Raw genomic sequence first — 22202 nt, forward strand, 5'->3', positions numbered from 1 at the left:
AAAACGTCACATTCAGGAGACGGAGAGAAACTCGCGAATTTCCCTCACAAGTTCCGCCGCCCGATCTTCGAGAACGTAGTGACCGGCTTCCGGGTAGAGCCGGAACACCGCACGCGGAAAACGTCTTCGCCATTCATCGAGGAAGGCGGAGCGAAAAACGGGATCTCGGCCGCCCCAGCCGATGAAGGCGGGCCGGTCGGCCAGCAGCGCCGCGCCGCACTCGGCCTCCAGCAGCTGCGGCCAGGCGCGGTCGCCCGGCCGCAGCGGGATGTCCTGGACGAAGCGCAGGATCGCCAGCCGGTCCTGCCGCGTGCGGTAGGGGTGGAGGTAGGCCTCCCGCACCTCGGGCGGCATCCCGCGGGTCACCCCGAGCAGCGCCGCGCCCCTGGCGAAGACGTTGTGCCGGAGGAACAGGTGCTCGGCGACCCAGGTGTTCTTGATCGCCCACAGCGGCAGCCGCAGGGTCGGGGGCAGTCGCGCGAAGGGGCTCGGGAACGCGGCGGTGTTCAGCATGACCAGGCGCGACACCCGCTCCGGATGCCGTGCGGCCCAGGCCATGCCGATCGGCCCACCCCAGTCGTGCAGCACCAGGGTCCACCCGGTCGCGGGCGCGCCGCCGTTCTTGACCAGCTCGTCGGTCAGCGCGTCGAGGTCGTCGACCCGCGAGGCCAGCGTGTAGTCGTAGTCGCGCTCCAGCGGACGGTCGGACAGGCCCATGCCGACGTGGTCGGGCACGATGCAGCGGTGGTCCGCGCGCAGGGCGAGGACCAGCCGCCGCCAGTAGTAGCTCCAGCTCGGGTTGCCGTGCAGCATGAGCACCGGCGGGCCGCTGCCCTCGTCGAGGTAGTGCTGCCGCGCGACGTCGTGCCGGAACCAATGCGAGGCGAAGTCATAATCCGGCAGAGGTGATTCTTTTCGGGAATAGGACACCATCGCCCTACCCAGCGGAGAACACGGTCGGAACACAACACATCGACGCAGCCACTCCCACTCCGCGGAGAACATGACCATCGAAGCCACAGCCCCCGAAGCCGTGGTCGACCGAGCCCCACAGTGGCATGCGCGTCGAGAACCACAAAGGGGCCGTAAGGCTGAAAGGGTGAAGCAATGCCTTTGTTCACCCTCATGGAGCTGCGAGCGGAAAACTCACTGCTGACACCGGAGAACCACGGGGTTTATACTCCGCGACCCGCGATGACAACGCCTATGCCCAGGGCGTCTCCGTGCGTCACGGCAACCCGAGCAGCAGCCCGGCGAGCACCGCCAACGCGACGATCCGGCACAGCGACCCGAACGAGCGCAGCACCTTCATGACCACTCCCCCCACTTGTCGTCACTACGACATTAGGAGAACCCGCCGCCCGCTCGTGTCAAGCCGACAATAAGATAGCCTCCAGTCATGACCCGCCCTGCAGCCGTGATCTGCACCGCGCTCGCCGTCGAGTACAACGCCGTCCGCGCCCACCTGGCGGGCGAGATCACCGAACACAGCCGCAACGGCACTCTCTACGAGGTCGGCGCCTTCGGCCGTTGGACGGTCGCACTGCTCCAGGCCGGGATGGGCAACGTCTCGACGAGCCAGCAGCTGGAGCGCGCGGTCGCGGAGTTCTCCCCCGAGCTGGCGCTGTTCGTCGGCGTGGCGGGCGGCCGCAAGGACGTGGGCCTGGGCGACGTCGTCGCGGCGGACGTCGTCTACGACTACGAGTCCGGCAAGGACACGGAGTCCGGCTACCGACCCCGGATCAAGACCCACCCGTCGTCGCACCGGCTGGTCCAGCGCGCGCAGTCCGTCGCGCGACAGGCGTTGTGGCACCGGCGAATCCTCCCGTCCTGTCCGGCTCCGGCACCGCAAGCGGTGTGCAAGCCGATCGCAGCCGGTGGCAAGGTGATCAGCCATGGCTCCTCAGCGACAGCGCGGCAGATCGACCAGAACTGCGGCGACGCGGCGGCCGTGGACATGGAGGGCTTCGGGTTCCTCTCCGGCGCCCATGCGCTGAAGGACGTGGAGGCGCTGGTGATCCGGGGGATCTCGGACCTGTTGAGCGACAAGTCCTTCGAGTCCGACCAGCGGTGGCAGCCGGTCGCATCGGCCGCCGCGGCGGCGTTCGCGTTCGAGGTGCTGCACCGCGAGGAGCCGCAGCGGGACCCGGCGCCACCGGCACAGACAAACGTGATCAGCGCTCAGAACATCTACGGCAACGTGATCCAGGCCGGGAGCATCGGCCAGGTCCACTACCACTGACGGCCACCAGCATGGACAACTCGCAGCCGCCCGTGGTGCACGTGCACGGCACCTACATCAAGGCCGACCACATCGAGCAGGTGCACAACGGGACGCCTTCACCCCCGGCGCGGGAGGCGCTCGCCGCGACGGTGCGGCGGCACCAGCGCAGGACCAGGTCGACCCGCCCCAGGGTCGTGGTGGACAACCCGCACACCAGCGAGATCATGTCGCGACTGTCCACACCGGACTCACCGCAGGTGCTGGTGCTGCACGGTCCGGCGGGCTCCGGCAAGTCCGAGGTGCTCGCCTCGCTGCTCCGCCGAGCGGAGGAGCGAGGCTGGACCGGAGCGGCCATCCACATGGACGCGGTCCAGAGCGGAACCCTGACCGCCGCCTCGGTCGGCCGGCTGTTCGACCTGCCGACCTCACCCGTGCTCATGTTCGCGCAGACGCCGGGGATTCTCGTGGTGGACCAGCTCGACGCGGTCAGCCAGTACAGCGGACGCATCCCCGACAGCTACGACGCGGTCGCCGAGATCCTGGAGCAGGCCGAGGCCCTTCCCCACCTCAAGGTCGTGCTCGCGGTCCGCACGGCTGACCTCCACGCCGATCCCCGCATGGGGTGGCTGCTCGCCGATGAAGAACGGGTCGGCGGCTACGAGCTGGGGCTTCTGAGCCCTGTCGCACTGCGCGAGGCGCTGGACCGCGCAGGCGTCAACACCATGCTCGCCCCCAGCACCCTGGACCTGCTGCGAACGCCACTGCACTTCAGCGTCTTCAGCCGCCTGCCCGCCGAAGTGCAGGCGCTCCCCCACCGCAGTGTCACCAGTCTCTACGAACACCTCACCAAGCACGTGCGGAACGCGGTCGAGCGCCGGATCGGCAGGCTGTCCTGGGAGGTCATCACAACAACTCTCGTCGGCCACATGAGCGACAACGAATCGCTCCAGGCGCCTCGCGCGCTCCTGGACACCGTGTCCGAGAACGAGGTCTCCGCCCTGGTGTCCGAGGGGATTCTCGTCGAGCACGCACGGGCGGTCGGCTTCCTGCACGAGACGTACTTCGACTTCCTGTTCGCCAGGACGTTCGTCGCACAAGGGCGGGACCTCCACGACTTCCTCGTCGAGTCGGGCCAGTACCTGTTCCGCCGCGCCCAGACCCGGCAGGTACTGGACTACCTCGCCGACACCGACCGTCCCGCCTTCCACCGCTCCGTGGTCCGGATGTTGACCAGCACATCCCTGCGGCCGCATCTCCAGGACATCGTGGTGCGCGTCCTGGAGCGGCTCCCCGCCCGAGCCGAGGACTGGACGGCGCTGGAGGGGCTGGTGTTCACGCCTTCCAGGTTCCAGCAACGGCTCGCGGGGCTGCTCTCCAGGAAGGTGTGGTTCGACGCCGCCGACAGCGCGGGACGCTGGGAGGCGCTGCTCGCCGATCCGTCCACAGTGGATGTCGCGATGGAGCAGCTCCCGGCGGCGGCGTCGGTTCGTCGCGACCGCGTCTTGGAGCTCGTCTGGCCGTACCGCGACGTTGTGGAGTGGGTGTCACGACTGCGGGCACTGACGAGAGCGGTTCCGTCCGCGCTGGCCGACCTGACCGTGGACCTCATCACCCGGGGCGTTCACGACGATCAGCACAAGTCGTCCTGGGCAAAGCTGGACCCGAACAACCCGGTGGGTTCCGCACGGATTGTCGGCGCTCACCTCCGCCGTACCCAGGATCTCGCGCGGGAGAGCGGAGGCTCCGCCCCCTTCGGCACTGCCAGAACAGCGCGGGATGAGGCTCAGATCCTCATCGTCATCGCCTGCGCCGCACCTGAGGCGTTCCTGCGCGAGGTCCTGCCGTTCGTGGCCGAGGCCGCCGAGTCCGGTGACGAGCAGCCCTTCGGGTTCGGCAGCGCGATTTTCGTGGCCACGGAGGCCGCCGTGAGCAGGGCGTCCGTCGAGAAGCGGATGCTCAGGCGGTTGATGTCAAGCAAGACGAGGGAGCTGCGCTTTCTCTCGTGCCTCGCACTCGTGCGCGAGCCCGGCGACGAAGCGGTGGACTGGCTGCTGTCAGACGACCGCAATCTCACACTCGGCCGGATGGGCGACCCGATAGGAGCGAGCCGCAAGCTTGTCGCGGCAGTGGCGACGACGTGCTCGGACGATCGGCTCGCGGCGCTGTGCACGATGCTGCTCAACCACTACCCGGTCGGCGAAACCCTTGCGATGCATGGCAGAACACAGCACGAGCTGCTTTCCGTGATCCCGCCCGACCGTCGCTCTCCCGACGTCGCGCGTCGCATCGCCGAACTCAGCCGGAAGTTCGACCGCGAGCCGGCCTCTCCGCTGACGCGGACACGCAGCCGAGTGGTGGACTCGCCCATCGACCTCGACGCCGCCGTGCGGATGAGGGACCAGGACTGGGTTCGGGCACTCGGCAAGCACGACGCCCTCGGGCTCGACGAGGTGCTGTACGAAAACGCGGCCGCGGCTCCGGAGCGGTTCGCCGAACTCGCCACGACGTTCTCCATGACTGTGGTGCCCCGGTACTTCGCGACGGTGCTCAAGGCGGTTTCCGGGAAGGTGCCGGGGGAACTGCTGTCGCGGCTGTGCCTTCACGCGAAGGCGGTTCATGGCTCGGACGTGGCTGTCGCGGTGTGCAACGCCGCCCACGACGCGGCCACCGTGGTCGACAACCGCATGGTGCGAGTCCTGAAGATGTACGGACGTGACGGCGACAGCGATGTCCGAGCCTGTGCCGCGGGGGCGATCGCCCATGTTCTCGACCGTCAACCAGAGCACGCCGAACGGTTGATCACCACGGTGGAGTCGCTGGCCGCCGATCCGGTTCGCGAGGTTCGCGTGCAGGCCGCCAACGCCGTCACGGCCCTGCTGAACACGCACGCGGAGCAAGCGCTCGATCTCGCCGAGCAGGTCTTCGACGACGATGTCGAGATCTTCGGCAACCCCATCACCTGTCATCTCCTGGGGTGGGCGCTCTCAGATCGCCCCAGCCGGTTCGGCCGCCATCTGCGGCGCGCGCTCAACGGTCCGGCCGCGGTCGCCAAAGAAGCCGGACAGCTCTGGCTCGGATGCCATGTCCGAGGCGAGCTGACCGACCTGACGCTGGGAGACCTCAACGCCCACGCGCGATGCGGTGTCGCGCTCGCGATGGTGCACCAGCCGGGTACCGCCCCGGAGTTGCTCGCCCGGTTGTTCAACGACACCGAGCCCACCGTCCGGTCAGCAGCCGCCACCGCTGTCCGGTACCTGGACGAGGTACCCCCCACCGAGGCAAGAGAGCTGATCACCGCATTCGGCACGAGCCGGGCGTTCGACGAGGACTCCGAGGCACTGCTGCACGGTCGGGGCTTGCACCACACGCTCGTGCCGGAGGTGACGATGCGGGCGTGCGAGCGGCTGGCCGCGGCGACGACCGCCTCCGTGAATCCCACTCTGCTCACCGTTGTGCTTCGCCTCTACCACCAGGGGCACAACGAGATGCGTCGCCGATGCCTGGACGTCCTCGACCAGCTGGCCGAGGCGGGCCATCACGCCCTCGAAGTGGTGCTCGAAGCGGAACGCTGAGCGTCAGCGCAGGTCGGCGAGCTTCCGGAAGTCCCAGCTGGTGATCTTCGACGGGGTGACGCGCAGCCACGCGTGCCGCCCGTCGTGGACCATCTGGTCACCGCCGAAGTACTTGCGGGCGAACAGCGACTCCGGCTCCTCCAGCTCGGGACACGGCTCGCCGCCGCGCGGCACCTCACCGACGACGGCGGCCGTTCCGGTGATCTCGACACCGCGCAGCTCCAGGTACTCCGTTCCCGCGTCGACGACGACACCGATCCGGGCGTCGCGCATCAGGTCCGCCCAGCGGCGGCTGCGGGTGAGCGAGGTCAGCCACAGCGATCTCCCGTCCCACACGAACCACAGCGGCGTCGCGTGCGGACCGTCCGGGCCCACGGTGGCGACGCGGCAGGTGCGCTCGGCGGTGAGGAACGCGTCCACCTCGGCGGGGGTCATGGCGATGCGGCGACCGCGCTTCTGCTGCCGGAGCTCCTGGGTCATCGGGACACGCTAACAGCGGGCACGTGTACGGCGTACACATCGACGTGTACGTTGTACACATGAAGGCACTGACCCTCGTGGCCGCCGCGTGTTCGGCCGTGCTGTTCTTCTTCGGCACCGGACTCACGCCGGTCCCCGCCCTTGCCTGGCTCGCTCCTCTGCCCGTGCTCCTGGCAGCTCCTCGCGCCTCCGGCTGGACAGCCGGAGGCGCGGCGTTCCTCGCCAGTCTGGTGGGCACGACGAACAGCTGGGCCTTCTACTCGCACTCCCACGACATGCCGTTGTGGCCGTGGGGCCTGGTGGGCAGCCTCGCGTTCGCCGCGACGCTCCTTTTCGCCGTCCTGGTCTTCCGCGGCCTGGTCCTGCGCGGGCGGGCGTTGCTCGCCGCAGTCTGCGCGCCCGCCGTCTGGACAGCGGTGCTCTTCGTGATCGCGGAGACGAACCCGACGGGGATCATGGGCACCCTCGCCACCACGCAGGCCGACGTTCCCGTTGTGCTCCAGACGGCGTCGGTGCTCGGATCGTGGGGCGTCGAGTACCTCGTCTTCCTGGTTCCTTCGACCCTCGCAGCGATTGCCTCCCCAGCGGTGAGCAGAGCGGCACGCCTGCGGACCGGCGCCGTGGTCGCGGTCGCGGTCACGACCGCCCTCGGCCTGGGGGTTTTTCGCTTGGCGGACAAGGAAAGCGGTCCGGCTCAGCGGGTCGCCCTGGTCGCGAGCAACCAGAAGGGCTGGGCCGCTGACGTGGACACAACGCAGGGGCGCGCGGTCTTGGCCGCCTATGTCGACGAGATCGCCGCGCTGCCGGACGGCGTCAGGACGGTTGTGCTGCCCGAGGCCGCCTTCGGCTCCCGAGAGGCCATGCCCACCACCGTCTCCGAGCCGATGCGCGGGCTCGCGAAGACCAAGGGCTTCGACATCGTGGTCGGCTACGCGCACTGGGCGGAGCACGCCAAGTACAACCTGGCGTGGACGTTCCCGGCGAGTGGCGAGGCACCGATCCGGTACCTCAAGCACCACGACACCGTCAGCCCAGCTGGGGACGACCTGGTGTTCGCGCCGTCGCCAGGAGTTCGGGTCGGGGTCGCGGTCTGCATGGACGTCAACTTCCGCGATCCCAGCCAGGACTACGCCGCCGCCGGTGCAGGGTTGCTCGCGATTCCCGCGTCCGATGAGGACGACAACGGCTGGCAGCACAGCCGGACCGCGTTGCTGCGCGGCGTCGAGAACGGGATGGCCATCGCGTGGGGCGGAAGGCAGACCACGCACATGATCGCCGACAGCAAGGGCCGGGTTCTCGCCGAAGCGCGCACAGACGGACCGAAGCCGTTCGTGACGGTCGTCGGCGATGTGGCGACCGGCTTCGGGCCGACGCTGTACACCCGCTTCGGCGACTGGTTCGCGTGGGCCTGCCTCGCCTTGGCCGCTGCCGGGCTGCTGGGGTGCCGCGCACCGAGGGCTTGACCTCCAGCAAGGTCGAGGTATGAAGATCAACGCTCACGTCGGCAACGCGCATTGCGGAGGAGCGGGAATGCGGAAGGCAGTGTGGGTGGGTGTGTCGGTGCTCGTCGGCGCGGTGGTGGTGGCGGCCCCTGCGGCGGGCACAACGGACCTCACCCTCCAGGTGGGCAACGACCAGTTCGCCACCATCGACGTCGGCGCGCCCGGGCTGAGCGTCGGTGACTCGTATGTGTACTCCGACAAGCTCTCGCGCAACGGGACCGTTGTCGGCGACGACGGCGGCACGTGCCAGGTCACCCACGTGTCCGGGACGACCGCGACGACGAACTGCGTGTTGTCGCTGCGCCTGCCGGAGGGACAGATCACCGCGCAGGCGTTGTGGGTGCGCGGGACGAGTCCGCTTCGGATGGCGATCACCGGCGGCACGGGGGTCTACCGCGACGCGAGCGGCGAGCTGGTGGCGACCGATATTCAGACGCCCAAGGAGACCTACCGCGTCACAATCACCCCCAAGTGATCTCGTGAAGGGGTGGTCGTGCGCGACTGGGTCAAGGCTGACTTCGGGATCGAGCTCGTCGAGCTGCGACGGGTCGAACACGGCGCGGACGTCGCCGCGGACGTGTGGCACGGCGTCGCCGACGACGGCGCCCGCTACGCGGTGAAGTGGAGCGGGGGCGCGATGAGCACCGGCCTGGTCGTCGCGTCCCGGCTCGCACAGCTCGGTGTGGCCGGGGTTCCCGCTCCCCTGCCGACGACCGAAGGCGGTTTGTGGAGCGAGCGCGAAGGCCGTCGGCTGTCCCTGGTGCCGTGGGTCTCCGACCGTGGCGCGCTCGGCGGCGGGATGACGGCGGAGCACTGGAGCTCCTTCGGCACGCTGCTCGCGCGGACGCACGCCCAGGCCCAGGAGCTGCCACGGAGCAACTCGCACGAGCAGTGGAGGGCCGCCGCGCGGGAGCTCGACGCGAGTGATCTTCCACTGCGGCGGGCCGTCGAAGCGCTGTTGCGCCGCGCCGACGAGCTCGCACCGGTCGTCGCCGCGCAGGACGCGCCGCACGTGGTCTGCCACGGCGACCCGCACCTGGGCAACGTGCTGCTCGGCGACGACCAGGTGTGGCTGATCGACTGGGACGACGCGGTCCTGGCTCCGCGTGAACAGGACCTGTTGTTCGTGCTCGGCGGGGTGCTGCCGTTCGCCCCGGTGACCGAACGGCAGCAGGCTTGGTTCTTCGAGGGGTACGGACCCGTGGAGATCGATCCCGCCCGGCTCGCGTACTACCGGTGCACGCGCGCGCTGGAGGACCTGATCGTCCCGGCCCGCACCGGAGACGAGGACGCGGCGGAGATCGTGCGCGGCGTGCTCTCGCCGACCGGGCTGGTCACGTCGGCACTGCGGCGCTGACCTGGCGGGGCGCGGTCAGCTGGGTCCGGCCCGCCAGCTGGGTGGAGAGCGCGGCCCTGGTCAGCTCCGCCTTGTTGCCGAGGCTGAGCTTCTTGCGCACCCGCTTCACGTAGGTGTCCACGGTGTGCCTGCTGATCCCCATCGACCTGGCGATCTGGTCGTGGGTCTTGCCGTCGGCGATGTGGGAGAGCACCTCGGTCTCGCGCCGCGAAAGCTCCTCGTGGCCGACGGGCGTCAGGGGCGGCGCGACCATGCCCATCGCCAGGTACCGCTGTCCCCTCGCGACGCTGCGCACCGCCTCCACGAACGTGCGCAGTGGCGACGACGAGTGCACGCACCCGGTGACGCCGGCCAGGAAGTAGCGCTCGACAACCGTTCGGTCGGCGGATTCGGACACGACGAGGACCCGTGCCCTGGTGGCCAGCCGGATGAGCGTGCTGGGCTCCGCGGCGGCGGAGCTGACCACGTCGACGTGCGCGGCCCCTGCGTCACCGCGGTCCTGGCGTTCGCTGACGACGTGGAACCCGGGAATGGCGGCCAACAACGTGGCGAGCCCCAGCTCGGCTACCGGGCTGAACCGCAGCAGCCTTACGCGAACCTCATGGACCACACAATCTCCCAGCTCGATTCCCTATCGCTCCGACGCAGGCGGCAGCACTGACCAGAGCGGCGTATCGGCTGTTCACGGGGTTGCACCCGCAGCACCGGAACGGAAACAACTAGTACCGCATCGACACTTACCTGTCATCCACTCGGCGTAGTTTTACAAGAATCATGAAGCGGGATTTAGCGAAATTTCATTCGATTTCCCAACACGCCGAGCAGCGGAGCACCGCACCGAGGGCCGGATCGACCTGGTCGCCGCCCGACGCCCGGCTCGGCTCGGCTCCGCTCGGCTCCGAGAATCGCGTTTTGTAGCCATAATGAGAAATGAGAGCGCTCTCATTCGCGCTATGGCTACAAAACGCGGAAAACTACACGGTCACAGGTGGGCGAGGACCGCGGCCAGCTCGGTGTAGGAGTTCCGGACGCCGTCGGCGTTGCCGAGACGATGCCGCTCCAGCCGGATCGCGGCGAGATGCCTCGCTTCGTAGACCCACGATCGCCACACGACGTGTTCGGCGTTCTCCGGCGACCCGTAGCTCTCCCAGAACGCGTCGCGCTCCGTGCCGGGCTTCGCCGCCGCCATCCTGATCGTCCAGTCGGCGGCGGGATCACCCCACCAGGTGCGGTCCATGTCGAGCACCCCGGTGATCGTGGGCTCCGGCGCGCTCGCGGAGAGCATCACGTTGACCGTCCACAGGTCGCCGGTGAGCATTCGCGGTTCCGTGACCTCGTCGAGGACCTCCGCTCGCTCGGTGACCACGGCCGCGACCTCGCGGATGTCGGCGACGTCCAGGCCCACGCCCTCGGCGTCCTTCGCGATGTCGTCGAAGGCCGTCAGGATGGCCTGGCTCCAGGTGGCGTGGTGCGGGCCGGACACGGGGCCGAAGCCCGGACCCCGCACCGCGTGGACGGTGCGCGCGATCTCGCCGAGCTGCCGGAAGAACACGGGCCACGCCGAGCGCGGGTAGTCGGAGAGCCGCTCCGGGGCGGGAACCCCGTCGAGCAGGGTCTGGACCATGTAGTCGCGGCCGATGAGCTCGTGGGACCAGTCGGCGGCGATCACGCGTGGCATCAGCGGTGCGATCACGCCCAGCCACGGCACGCTCGCGTACTCGTTGCGCATCAACTGGTGCTCACTGCGGAACTGAAGCGCGGGCTCGGGCGCGACGCGCAGGATCACCGGCCGGTCCTGCCCGGCGACGGTCACGCGGTAGGTGTTGTTGTACATGCCCGTGCCCAGCTCGGTGGCGGCCGTGGCGTCGGCGCCGAGGACCCGCCGGCAGATCGAGCTGATCTCCTCGGCGGTGACCGACCGCTGGAATGCCTGGCTGGTTCGGACGACTGGCCGGAAGTCCATCGAAGCTCCTTCACCGCGCACAGGACTACTCTGCACCAGGCGAGTCGACGCGCCGCAACAGCCGTCGCTTGTCGCCTGGCCTGCGCCGGCCCCCTCACACGGCCAGGTGAAACAGTCGAAGAACGCCGCCGATCTACTCGTGGAACCGGGTCGCACGCTCGCTCAGGACCCGGTCGAGCGCCGCCCGTCCCGCCGGACCCCACGCCGGCTTGCCGCCGGGCAGGCCGCGGTCCCCGTTCTGGCCCATCAGCATCAGGAAGAGGCTCTTCAGCGCGGCCAGCCCGCGGGCGCGCCGGACCGTCGCCTCGTCAGCCTCCGCGTACGCGGCGAAGAAGCGTGCGGACGCGCCCGCCGGGAGCAGCACCCAGGCGGCCGCCAGGTCCCACGCCGGGTCGCCGACGAACAGGTCGCCGAAGTCGACAACGCCCGCCAGCGTCCCATCCGCGACGACGACGTTCGCGGGATGCAGGTCGCCGTGCACCCACACCGACGGACCCGCCCATGCGGGGGCTGCGACGGCGTCGTCCCAGACGGCCCGGACGTCGGCGGCGTCGGAGCCGATCGCGTCAGCGTCGACGGAGTCGAAGAACTGGTCGAAGCCGTCCGTGCAGTCCTTGGGGTGCGTGCCGTGGGCCGTGTCAACCGGTGCGTCGGCGGGCGCTGCCACATGCAGCGCCCGGAGGAACGCCGCCAGGGTGTCGGCCGCGTGCTCGCCGCGGGTGATCGACCCGTGGTCCAGCGGCAGGCCCGGCACCCACGTCATGACCGTCCAAATCTTGGGGAAGCGCTCGGAGGGCGCACCGCTCCGCACCGGGACCGGGATCGGCAGCGGCAGGCGTGGGGCGAGCAGCGGCAGCCACCGGCGCTCCTTGAGCTGGTGATCGGGGCCGGTGTCCATGCGCTGGATCCGCACGGCCAGCTCGTCCCCGAGTCGCCACATCTGATTGCCCCAGCCGCCCTCCACCTCGCGGAGGGGCAGCTCGGCCAGGTCCGGATGCTGGTCCCGCAGCAGGTCGCGGATGAGACCCACGGTGATCTCGGTCTTGATCTCGGCCTCGATCTCGGTCATGCGGAACAACCGTAGTGGGTTCGACCACGACAACGTTGTCCGACCGTTCCGACGTGCGATCGACCCGCAAGCGGGGAGATCAGGACTCGACGGGCTCCAGGACGAAGACGGGGATCTCACGCGTGGTCTTGCGCTGGTAGTCGGCGTAGTCCGGGAAGGCCGCCACGGCCCGGTCCCACCACTGCGCCTTCTCCTCGCCGGTCACCTCGCGCGCGACGTAGTCCTTGCGCACCGGCCCGTCCTGAAGCTCCACCGTCGGCGTGGAGAGCACGTTGTGGTACCAGACCGGGTGCTTCGGGGCTCCGCCGAGCGAGGCGACCGCGGCGTAGGTGCCCTCGTGCTCGACGCGCATCAGCGGCGTCTTGCGGAGCTTGCCGGACTTGTTGCCCTTGGTGGTCAGGATGATCACCGGCAGCCCCCGCATGGTGGTGCCCTCGGTACCGCCGGAACCCTCGTACTGCTCGACCTGCTTGCGGACCCATTCGGTGGGGCTGGCCTCGTACTCGCCGGTCAGCGGCATCGCACTGCTCCTCAGATCGACTGCGCCTGTGCGAGGGACAACGCCGAGGCGATCACCGGTATTCCTTCACGTTCGCGTGACAACCCTCCGGTACCCGGTGAGCAACAGGAACACCACCGCGACCAGCGCGACGCCGATGGCCAGCTGGACCGCGAGCGCGGTCCAGTCGTCGGCGAACGCCTGGGCGACGCTCGTCCCGCCGAGCAGGACGCCGAGGTAGCCCAGCGTGGGTCCGGAGTCGAACGCGGTGCGGGCGGTCGGGCTGTCCCCGCCGTCACCCCACTCCGGCTCTCGTCGCCGCACGAACAGCGCGACCACGGCGAACGGGATCGCCAGCGGCACCCAGATCACGTAGTAGAAGTAGGCGAACTGGGTCACGCTCTGGAAGATCCAGTCACCGCGCCCGAAGCTCGCCAGCACCGGGTCGGCCTGCGGCTTGAAGGACTCCAGGTAGCCGATCACGCCGTGGACCACGTTGAACCCGATCGCGATCAGCCCGAGGTAGAGGTACCAGTCGCGCCGCTTCGTGATGATGTAGACCTCGAACGGGATGGCGACCAGCCCGGCGACCAGGACGAAAACCGACGCGAACCCGCTGGCCACCCCGGAGAGCACCGTCCGCCACTCGCCGGCCCCCGCCGCGCCCGCCGCGGTGACGAGGAAGGAGTACCGCGAGCTCCACGCGATGACGATCCCGCTCGCCACGAGAGCGGTCAGAATCCGGAACATCACCCAGTAGCGCACACCCGACAGGCTCGCCGCGCCAGGTCACAGCAACATGATCACCGCGTCACGGTGCGGACTTCACTGGAGAGGACCGCATGCTCGGAGCGAGGAGGTAGACGGCGGCGGTGAACACCACCGCGGACACCATCGCCCACCGCAGTCCCATCCCCTCGGCGAGCGCGCCGACGAGCACGGGCTCGACGAGGAACCCGAAGTACCCGCAGGCGGCGACCGCCGCCACGGCCTGGCCGGGCGCGTCGGGCTGCTTGCGGCTCGCCACGCTCCACGCGACCGGGACCATGCCCGCGACGCCGAGGCCCACCACGGCGAAGCCGATGACACCCGCGACGGGTGTCGGCACCAGGATCACCAGCGCGAAGCCCGCGACGGCGACCACGGTGACCGCTCGCATGAACGACACGACCCCGACCCGCACCACGATCCGGTCCGCGACCGCGCGAACAGCGATCATGGTGCTGGAGAAGGCGAAGTACCCGAGCGACGCCAACGCTGGAGTGGCTCCGGTGACGTCGGCGAGGTACACCGCGCTCCAGCTGTTCACCGCGCCTTCGGCCACGAACCCGCAGAACGCGATCACCCCGAGCGGGACCAGAGCGCGGCTCGGCAGCGCGAACGCGGCTTCGCCCTGACCGCGGTCGGGGCCACGGAGGAACCAGCTCACCGCCGCCAGGAGCGCGATCGCCAGCCACACCGCGCCCGCGCAGGAGAAATGCGCCGTCACCGGCACGTGCCACGCCTCCATCACCGCGCCGGCACCGGAGCCGACCAGGCCGCCGATGTTCCAGAACGCGTGGAACCCGGCGAAGATCGGCCGCCCGTACCCCTCCTCGACGCGCGCGGCATGGGCGTTCATCGACACGTCCAGCAGGCTGTTGCCGACGCCGAGGACCACCAACGCCGCGACGAAGAACGGCAGGTTCGGCGCGAACGCCACCAACGGCAGCCCGCCGCACAGCACGGCCGCGCCGACCACCACGGCGGCCCGGCTGCCGATCCTGGCGAGCACCGCGCCCGCACTGACCAGCGTGACGACCGAACCCGCGGCGAGCCCGAACAGCCCGACCGCCAACTCCCCCGTGGTCAGTCCGACCCGCGCCTGCACCGCGGGCACCCGGGCCAACCATGTCGCGAACGCGGCACCGCACACCGCGAACACCGCTGAAACCGCCCACCGCGCTCGCCGAAGCTCCCCAGTCACCAGTCCCAACCTAGCGACCACACGACCGCCGAGACGCCGGGGTGCTCAGTGCACGGAGAGCCCGCCGTCGACGAAGATCGACTGACCGGTGACGTACGCCGACGCGCGGCTGGCGAGGAACACCGCCGCTCCCTCGAAGTCCTCGGCCAGGCCATTGCGCCCGATCATCGTGCGCTCGGCCAGTGCGGCCACACGTTCCGGGTCGGACGACAGCCGCGCGTTGAGCGGTGTCATCACGAACCCCGGCACCAGCGTGTTGCACGTGACACCGGATGGTGACCACGCCTCGGCCTGGGACCGCGCAAGCGACTCCAACGCGCCCTTGGAGACGCCGTAGGCACCGCTCTGGACGAAGGCGCGGTGCGCCTGCTGGGAGGTGATGTGGATGATCCGCCCGAAGCCCCGCTCCGCCATACCGGGGCCGAACCGCTGCCCCAACAGGTAAGGCGCGTCCAGGTTCAGCGCCATCGTGGCGTCCCACACGTCCTCGCCGAGCCGGCTCATCGGCGGCCGCAGGTTGACCCCGGCGGAGTTGACCAGGATGTCGGGCTCCCCGAACACCTGGGCCGCGGCCTCCGCGGCCGCGCGCACACCGTCCCGCGTGCTCAGGTCGGCACTCACCCACGCGGCGCGGCAGCCGTCGGCCTCCAGATTCTCAACCGTGGCAACGAGTTCAGCCTCCTTGCGCGCCACGACCACGACACTCGCGCCCGCACGGGCAAGCGCCCCGGCGATGGCACGGCCGATACCGGAGCTGCCGCCGGTGACGATGGCGACACGGCAGTCGAGGGAGAACAGGTCGGAGAGGTACGCCCGCGAGCTCATTGCCGCAGGGTAGTCCGCTTACCTCCGAGGTAATCGTCTTCGGCCACCCGCGCTGGCGATACTGCTGCGGCACAACACGAGACCGAGACTGGAGGACCCGAACATGACCACTCGCGCTGTCGTCGAGGAGCTGCTTGGCCGGATCGGTGAGGGCGACCCCGAGCGCATCGCCGAGCTGTACGCGGAGCAGGGCGACTGGCGGCTCGACTGGCCGGAGGCAGAGCACGGCCGCGCCGCCACGCCATGGATCCGGCACCGGTCCACCCGCGCCGACGCCGCCGCGCACTACCGCGAGCTTGGTGAGCACCACGTGCCCGGCCAGGCTGCGACCCAGATCGAGCGAATCCTCATCGACGGCGACGACGCCGTAGTGCTCGGCGAGATCCGTCAGACAGCGCGCTCTACCGGCCGCGCATACCGCGCGCGCTTCGCACTGCACCTCACGATCGAGAACGGGCTCGTCACCCGGCACCACGTCTACGAGGACAGTCTCGCGGTGGCACAGGCGTTCGACACGAACGTCGGCTGAGCCGCCGTCGGCGACGTGGCCGTTCCGGCAAGTATTCACCGGCACAAGTAACTCGATCGGTGACCGAGGCATCGCCGTCGCGGTAGTTGGATGGCGCGCATGCGGCTGCTTCCTCGGTTGTTCCTGGGCGCGCTGGTCAGCGCCGGGGTCACGACAGTGCTGGCCATCGCGGTCAACGTCGTCACCAGTGAGTCGGTGCCGCCGCCGTTCGACGTGGTGAAGCCCTACGCGTTTCCGGTGATGATCGCGCTGTGGCTGCTGACAGCCGTGCTCATGGCGGCGCAGGAGTCACCGCGGCAGCGGGCACGGCGGCTGGAGGAACTGCTCGTCGAGCCGGAGAAGCTGGCCCGCACGGTGACGGCGCTGCGGGGACGGCTCGAACGCCACCTGCGCCTGCGGGTCCACGAGCAACGGCTGTTTCCCGATCTTCCGGGTATGCCTCAGGCGTGGCGCTCCCTTGACGGCTCGGCCGGGCGCACGCGGCTGGCCACGGGGCCGTCAGGCACCAGTGAGCCCCGCGAGTACGTGCGGACGTTCGAAGCGGTGAGCTCACGGCGGCTGGTCGTGTGCGGACCGGAAGGTACGGGGAAAACTGACTGGCTGCACACGTTCGCGCTCGGAATGGTGTCCGGCGACCGCGCCACAGAGGCGGTTCCCGTGTTGCTGGAGCTCAGTCAGTGGCCACGGAACTGGGACTTCTCGCGGTGGGTGCGCCACAGTCTCGCCAAGCTGGTCCCCGAGCTCGGCTCGCGGGAACGCGGAGCGGCCGCCGACGGCGACCCCGTCATAGCGCTGCTGAGGTCGAATCGGTTCGTGCTGTTGCTCGACGGCCTCGACGAGGTCGCGCCGCGACGACGTGCCGAACTGCTGGCCACGCTCAACGAAGAGCTGTGGCTCGGCATGCCCGCCGTCATGACCAGCCGAACCGAGGTGTACCTCGAAACTACGTCGCCGTTGCGCGACGCCGCGGTCCTGGTCCTCGAACCGCTACCCCCGGACGGGGTCGAGGCGTGGTTGCGAAAGGTCTTCCCTGCCAACGGGTTCTCGCGATGGCAGCCAGTGGTGCGCGCCTTGCGGAGACCGGGAACGCCGGTGGCCGAGGCGCTGTCCACGCCGCTCATGGTGACGCTGGCGGCCAAGGTGTTCCAGGCGAACGACCCTGGTGAGCTGACAACCCTCCCGGACCGGAACTCCATCACCCGGCGCCTGCTCGGTGGGTTCGTGCCCGTCGCCTACGGCCGGGGCGGGAACCGCTGGCCGCTGCGCAAGGCGCGTGCGTGGCTGGAGTTCCTCGCGACCCGGATCACCCGCGACGAGCCACGCGGGATCGCGTGGTGGCGGCTGTACAGCTTCGTACCGCGCTGGCAGTTCGCGGTTCTGCTCGGCGCGTTCGTCGGACTGTGCGCCGGAGTCGCCGCCGCCCACACGGTCGGCCTCGCCGTCGGCCCGGTCCCCCTCGAACCTGTCGCCTACCATTTCGGCGACTTCTTCACCAGCCCATGGCTGGCGCTCCAGTCCGCATTGGAGAACACCGTCCGATCCCTCGGCGGCGGCGCGACGCCGTCAGCGGTGGTCAGCGCGGTGGTCATCGGATCGGTCATCGGGGCTGCCACTGCGGCCTGGAACAGCGTGAGCCTGCTGAGCTACCAGGACTCCTTGTGGTGGCAACGGATGTCATGGGTCTTCTCCCCTGCGCCCGCGTCGCGCCGCGTGCGTGCCGTTGTCCGGGACGCTGCTTTCCGAGTCGCGTGCGGACTGGTTGCGGGGAGTGCGGTCGGCGCGGTGAGCGCGGCCGTGACCGGCATGTCGGTCGTGTTCGGCGACGGCACCAGCGAGGTGTTCCTGCTCGCGATGGAGGTCGGTGCGGTGAGTGGCGCGGCGATGGGTGTGATCGCGAGCCTGTGGCGCACTCCGCTGGGGCGCTGGGGACATCCGGCCCCGGATGCCCCGACGACGGTCAACCTCCGGGAGCACCTGCCCCGACCGACGAGGATCGTCGTCACGGCGGGAGTCGGTTTCGCCGTCGGCGCGGGTATCGCGCTGCTCGCCGGGCGGCACCCGACGCTTTTCGGCGCCGCAGGCGCGGCCATGGCGCTGACGCTGCTGTTGCTCGTCGCGGCCGACGACATCACCGAGAGCGGTGCGGCGACCTCGGCGACCTCGTGGTCAGCGGACCGCGCCGATGCCTCTCGCATAGTGCTGCGTGGCGACATCGTGGCAAGCGTGATCCGAGCCGGTGCGGCGATGGTCCTCGCCCTGCCGGTGCTCCTGTCCGTTGGGACGGTCGACTACTCGCGTTCTCTCGTCATCACGGTGATGTGCGGGGTTCTGTTCGTCGCCATTCGCGAGGTCTGTGTCCGGCCATGGTCCTGGTGCCTCGTCGCCACAACGGCCCTGGCGGTGCGCCGTCGGCTGCCGTGGCGGGTCGTCGCGTTCGTCGAGGACGCGCGAGAGCGCCAGGTGCTCCGCAGGGAAGGCGGCGCGTACCAGTTTCGGAGCGCGGCACTGCGCGACCAGCTCGCCAACGCGCAGGAGGAACCTCAGCAAGCCGAACCCGAAGTCGTTGCCTCCCAAACCAATCACTGGCGAAGGACACTCAACGCCCGGCGAGAGAATGCCCGTCGCCATCGACGTTGGCGTGCTTTCATCGCCCTGAATCGCGTGCTCCTGGCACAGAGCACGCACCTCGGTCAGGCGGATCTGGACACCATCCGCACTCAGAGCGCGATCGCGGCCCTGATGAACACCCGGCGGACGTTGTGGCTCTCGGAGTGGTACCTGGAAGCCGCCGTGAGCGCGCTCCCCAAGGACATCCTCGACAAGGACCCGTTCGTCGTCGACCTGCGGCTCCGGTGGGCGGCGGTCGCGGAGAGGCGCAACTCCGATCTCGTCGCGGTGGTGGCTTGTCTGACAAAGGTCCGTTCAGCGCTGCCCGACGACGACCCCAAGACGGCATCGGTCACCACCCGACTGTTGCAAGCGCGATGTGCCGCGATCGTGCGGTTCCACTCCCACGATCCGGAGGAGGAGTTGGCGGCGCTGCTCGGCGAGGCGGTCTCCGAAACGGGCGCGGACACGGCGACGGCACAGCACATCCGGTGGCACCTGGCGGTCGCGCTGGGGAGAGCCGGGCGGTGGGCCGAGGCCGAGGCCCACTTCACGACGGTGGCGGAGTGGTCGGAGAACCACCTCGGGGCGTCCGACGACTTCACGGTCAACGCGAGGAAGCAGCTGCGCAACGCCCGACGACACCGGCAGTACTGACAGCATCCGCCCGATCGATTCCGGCAGACGTTGTCACTACTGCTCGAAGCCTTCCTGCGCTGGTCCGCCTCGTGCACGCCCCCGCTTTTCGCGTTTTGTAGGCTTAATGCGAAATGGGAGCGCTCTTTCGCGCATCAAGGTGACAAAACGCGAAACCCCGACCACGCCAGCCCAGGCACGTGCACCGCGGGCCGTCAGTCTCATCGGGACTTGGTCGTGTCTTGCAAGCCGCCACGCGATGCGGCGCCGAACGGGCAGGCACCGATGCGGTCATCTCGCCGCTTGGGCGACTCGGGGAACACTCCCCAATGCCTTAGGTCGTGTCCTGCAAGTGGTAACACCACCCCGCCATCCCGCCACCCCCTGACGCCCTCACCCACGCGCCCCCCCCCCCCGCTTTTCGCGTTCTGTAGGCTTAATGCGAAATGGGAGCGCTCTCTTGCGCATCAAGGTGACAAAACGCGAAACCTCGACCACGCCAGCCCAGGCGCACCAGGCCACGGGACGGGGGGCGGGGCGCGAGGGCGAGGGGCGAGGGGCGAGGGGCGAGGGTACGGGGGTGGCGGCATCTCGGGGTATCGGGACGGCTTGCAGGACAGGTCTTAGCCGACCAGCGAGCGTTCACGGGTCTCCGGCAGGGCAAGGACGCACACCAGCGCCAGGACTCCGTACATGGACATGAGCACGCCGACCGCGATGCTGCCGTACGTGGCCTGCAACGCCGTTGCCACCAGCGGCGGAACGGCTCCGCCGAGGACCGTTGCCAGGTTGTAGCTCAACCCGACCGCCGTGTAGCGGTGTTCGGTCTCGAAGAGCTCAGCCATGTAGGCGGCAGCCGGGCCGAGGATGGCGCCGCCGATGACAAGCAGAAGGCAAAGCCCGACGCCGACAAGCACGACGTTGCCGGTGTCGATGATCGGGAAGACCACGATCCCGCACGCCACAGCCGCGACGTTGCCACTGAGGATCACCCGCCGCCGTCCCACGCGATCCGAGTACAGCGCGCCGGCGGCTGTGGCGGCGACGAGGACGACGCCGCCGATCACACCGAGCAGCAGCATCGTCGGCTGGGGCAGGTGGAGGACGGCGGTGCCGTAGCTGGTCAGGTAGACGGTACCGATGTAGTTCAACCCGAACGCCGCGCTGAGTGCTCCGCCCGCGAGCAGAATCTGCTTGCTGTGCCTGGAGAACGCCTCCCGCAGCGGCGACCGGAGGTGGGTCTTGCTAGCCGCGCGGAACACCGGGGTCTCCTCGATCCGCAGCCGGACGTAGAGCCCGACCGCGACGAGCAGGACGCTGAGCAGGAAGGGAATCCGCCATCCCCAGCTCATGAACGCCTCATGGCTCATGGTCGCGCCGGTGACGAGGAACGTCACGCTGGTCAACGCGAACGCGGTCCCTGGCCCCAGCTGCGGGTACATCCCGGACCGACCGCGGCTGCTGGCCGTGGAGTACTCCACGGCCAGCAGCGCGGCACCACCCCATTCCCCGCCGACCGCGATGCCTTGCAGGAACCGGAGGACCACCAGGATGACCGGAGCCGCGATGCCGATCGACTCGGCGCCCGGCAGCAGTCCGACCCCCATCGTGGACACGCCCATCAACAACAACGTGTAGGTCAGGGTTCGCTTGCGCCCCAGACGATCCCCGAGATGACCGAACAGCGCGGCACCAAGCGGCCTTGCGATGAACGCCACGGCGAACGACGCGAAGGCGGCGACCGTCCCGGCCGTGGCCCCGAGGGCGGGGAAGAACAGGGTCGGGAAGACCAGCGCGGCGGCGGTGCCGTAGACGAAGAAGTCGTAGAACTCGATTGCCGTGCCCGCGAACGAAGCGAATGCGATCCTGCGCGTCGGCGCCTCGGTGTGCACGGTCATGGTGATCAGCCTTCTCCCCTCGCTCACGTGGCGGCAAGCGCTCACGGGGTGTCACTGCCCACTGTTCGCCATGGACCGAAGACAGGAGAACCCGCATCGTCCGATGTGGACGGTAGGCGGTCACCCGAGGACGCCCAGGTCGAGCGCCCGCAGGCGGGCCGGGTCGGCGATCACCTCGTACTCGGCGACCCGGTCACCCGCCACCCTGACGACCAGTGCGCTCAGCAGTCGCCCGCGCGGCGCCACCACCACTCCGACCGTGCCGTTCACCAGTGCCACCTCCGCGAACCGCGCCCTCCGTCCGAACACCACCGCCCCCTCCGCCACGTTCCGTGCGCCGCGGACCTCCGTCGCCGCGCCCGGCGGCAGGGCAGCGGGGTCGGCACGGCGCACGACATCTGGGGCCAGCACAGCAAGAAGGGCGTCGAGATCACCGGCGTGCGAGGCGGCGAGGAACGCCTCGACGACGCGGCGGTTCCGAGCGAGTTCGGCCGTGGACACCGTCGGGTTGCCACGCAGTCTCCGCCGTGCGCGGCTGGCGAGCTTCTTCGCGGCGCCCGGCGTGCGGTCCACTATCAAAGCGATCTGGTCGAACGGCACGGCGAACATGTCGTGCAGCACGAACGCGATGCGCTCGACGGGGGTCAAGGTGTCCAGCACGACGAGCAGCGCTCGGCCGACCATGTCCGTCTGAAGCACCTCCTGTTCGGTGTCGACGTCCGCGCTCCGGTCGGGTATCTGCTGGCCGACCAGTTCCTCGCGTCGCGCCTTGCGGGAGCGCAGCATGTCCAGGCAGACGCGGGAGACGACCGTCCGCAACCACCCTGTCAGGTTCTCGACGCTGTCGATGTCGGTCCGGCTGAAGCGCAGCCACGCCTCCTGGACGGCGTCGTCGGCCTCGGTGAGCGAGCCGAGCACGCGGTAGGCGACCCCGCGCAGATGGCCTCGATGCTCCTCGAACCGTTCGGCCAGCCCGTCCATCGGTCACCTTCCTCCCGTGTGCCCCGTCACCTTCATGACGGATGCGAGCACGCCGAGGTGACACACCCCGGCGTCATGACTCGATGGTGGTGAT

General features: G+C 69.5%; 18 protein-coding genes. 7 read left to right on the top strand and 11 right to left on the bottom strand.

All coding sequences use genetic code 11. The features are described from left to right. Positions 1 to 12: 12 nt before the first annotated feature. Complete coding sequence (locus tag ACFFQA_RS26960) at positions 13 to 933, bottom strand: alpha/beta fold hydrolase (protein WP_377858028.1); 921 nt, start codon at positions 931 to 933, stop codon at positions 13 to 15. Positions 934 to 1399: 466 nt separating this feature from the next. Here ACFFQA_RS26960 and ACFFQA_RS26965 point away from each other — a divergent pair, with 466 nt between their 5' ends. Together ACFFQA_RS26965 and ACFFQA_RS26970 are read left to right on the top strand one after the other, a co-directional pair. Beyond that, positions 1400 to 2242, top strand: a complete 843-nt coding sequence (locus tag ACFFQA_RS26965; protein ID WP_377858031.1) for a 5'-methylthioadenosine/S-adenosylhomocysteine nucleosidase family protein — start codon at positions 1400 to 1402, stop codon at positions 2240 to 2242. A gap of 11 nt (positions 2243 to 2253) precedes the next feature. After that, positions 2254 to 5796, top strand: coding sequence for an NACHT domain-containing protein (locus tag ACFFQA_RS26970; protein ID WP_377858034.1), 3543 nt, complete (start codon positions 2254 to 2256; stop codon positions 5794 to 5796). 3 nt (positions 5797 to 5799) lie between these two features. Here the strand turns inward: ACFFQA_RS26970 and ACFFQA_RS26975 are convergent, their stop codons facing one another. Beyond that, a complete protein-coding gene (locus ACFFQA_RS26975) occupies positions 5800 to 6276 on the bottom strand; it encodes a pyridoxamine 5'-phosphate oxidase family protein (RefSeq protein WP_377858037.1) in 477 nt (158 codons plus the stop codon). Positions 6277 to 6335: 59 nt separating this feature from the next. Between ACFFQA_RS26975 and ACFFQA_RS26980 the strand changes: the two genes are divergently transcribed. The 3 genes from ACFFQA_RS26980 to ACFFQA_RS26990 all read left to right on the top strand — a co-directional run bounded on the left by ACFFQA_RS26980 (position 6336) and on the right by ACFFQA_RS26990 (position 9135). After that, positions 6336 to 7739 carry a nitrilase-related carbon-nitrogen hydrolase gene (locus ACFFQA_RS26980; RefSeq protein WP_377858040.1) on the top strand — a complete coding sequence of 468 codons (1404 nt, stop codon included), beginning with the start codon at positions 6336 to 6338 and terminating at the stop codon, positions 7737 to 7739. 67 nt (positions 7740 to 7806) lie between these two features. Beyond that, positions 7807 to 8253, top strand: coding sequence for an allene oxide cyclase barrel-like domain-containing protein (locus tag ACFFQA_RS26985; RefSeq protein ID WP_377858043.1), 447 nt, complete (start codon positions 7807 to 7809; stop codon positions 8251 to 8253). Between the two features lie 18 nt (positions 8254 to 8271). Beyond that, positions 8272 to 9135: a phosphotransferase enzyme family protein gene (locus tag ACFFQA_RS26990; RefSeq protein WP_377858046.1), complete on the top strand. Its 864-nt coding sequence runs from the start codon at positions 8272 to 8274 to the stop codon at positions 9133 to 9135. Here the strand turns inward: ACFFQA_RS26990 and ACFFQA_RS26995 are convergent. The 7 genes from ACFFQA_RS26995 to ACFFQA_RS27025 all read right to left on the bottom strand — a co-directional run bounded on the left by ACFFQA_RS26995 (position 9113) and on the right by ACFFQA_RS27025 (position 15457). Further along, positions 9113 to 9745, bottom strand: a complete 633-nt coding sequence (locus ACFFQA_RS26995) for a helix-turn-helix transcriptional regulator (protein WP_377858049.1) — start codon at positions 9743 to 9745, stop codon at positions 9113 to 9115. The two genes, ACFFQA_RS26990 and ACFFQA_RS26995, sit on opposite strands and share 23 nt — an antisense overlap. 372 nt (positions 9746 to 10117) lie before the next feature. Beyond that, on the bottom strand, positions 10118 to 11098 hold the full coding sequence (locus ACFFQA_RS27000; protein ID WP_377858052.1) for a phosphotransferase family protein: 981 nt from the start codon (positions 11096 to 11098) through the stop codon (positions 10118 to 10120). Positions 11099 to 11231: 133 nt separating this feature from the next. Beyond that, positions 11232 to 12167, bottom strand: coding sequence for an aminoglycoside phosphotransferase family protein (locus tag ACFFQA_RS27005; RefSeq protein WP_377858055.1), 936 nt, complete (start codon positions 12165 to 12167; stop codon positions 11232 to 11234). A 79-nt stretch (positions 12168 to 12246) separates the two neighbouring features. Continuing rightward, the gene (locus ACFFQA_RS27010; protein WP_377858058.1) at positions 12247 to 12687 is read right to left on the bottom strand and encodes a nitroreductase family deazaflavin-dependent oxidoreductase; all 441 of its coding nucleotides are present in this window, start codon (positions 12685 to 12687) and stop codon (positions 12247 to 12249) included. Positions 12688 to 12753: 66 nt separating this feature from the next. After that, the gene (locus ACFFQA_RS27015; RefSeq protein ID WP_377858061.1) at positions 12754 to 13431 is read right to left on the bottom strand and encodes a hypothetical protein; all 678 of its coding nucleotides are present in this window, start codon (positions 13429 to 13431) and stop codon (positions 12754 to 12756) included. 46 nt (positions 13432 to 13477) lie between these two features. Further along, the gene (locus ACFFQA_RS27020) at positions 13478 to 14632 is read right to left on the bottom strand and encodes an MFS transporter (RefSeq protein ID WP_377858064.1); all 1155 of its coding nucleotides are present in this window, start codon (positions 14630 to 14632) and stop codon (positions 13478 to 13480) included. 45 nt (positions 14633 to 14677) lie between these two features. Then, on the bottom strand, positions 14678 to 15457 hold the full coding sequence (locus tag ACFFQA_RS27025; protein WP_377858067.1) for an SDR family NAD(P)-dependent oxidoreductase: 780 nt from the start codon (positions 15455 to 15457) through the stop codon (positions 14678 to 14680). Between the two features lie 103 nt (positions 15458 to 15560). Here ACFFQA_RS27025 and ACFFQA_RS27030 point away from each other — a divergent pair, with 103 nt between their 5' ends. Together ACFFQA_RS27030 and ACFFQA_RS27035 are read left to right on the top strand one after the other, a co-directional pair. Next, the gene (locus ACFFQA_RS27030; protein ID WP_377858070.1) at positions 15561 to 15986 is read left to right on the top strand and encodes a nuclear transport factor 2 family protein; all 426 of its coding nucleotides are present in this window, start codon (positions 15561 to 15563) and stop codon (positions 15984 to 15986) included. A gap of 99 nt (positions 15987 to 16085) precedes the next feature. After that, the gene (locus tag ACFFQA_RS27035; protein ID WP_377858073.1) at positions 16086 to 19250 is read left to right on the top strand and encodes an NACHT domain-containing protein; all 3165 of its coding nucleotides are present in this window, start codon (positions 16086 to 16088) and stop codon (positions 19248 to 19250) included. Between the two features lie 602 nt (positions 19251 to 19852). Here ACFFQA_RS27035 and ACFFQA_RS27040 read toward each other — a convergent pair. After that, complete coding sequence (locus ACFFQA_RS27040) at positions 19853 to 21127, bottom strand: MFS transporter (RefSeq protein WP_377858076.1); 1275 nt, start codon at positions 21125 to 21127, stop codon at positions 19853 to 19855. A gap of 120 nt (positions 21128 to 21247) precedes the next feature. Then, entirely contained in the window at positions 21248 to 22108 is an 861-nt protein-coding gene (locus ACFFQA_RS27045) for a sigma-70 family RNA polymerase sigma factor (protein WP_377858079.1), read from the bottom strand. Between the last annotated feature and the right edge of the window lie 94 nt (positions 22109 to 22202).

Source organism: Allokutzneria oryzae (genome assembly GCF_042429765.1).
GTDB lineage: Bacteria > Actinomycetota > Actinomycetes > Mycobacteriales > Pseudonocardiaceae > Allokutzneria > Allokutzneria oryzae.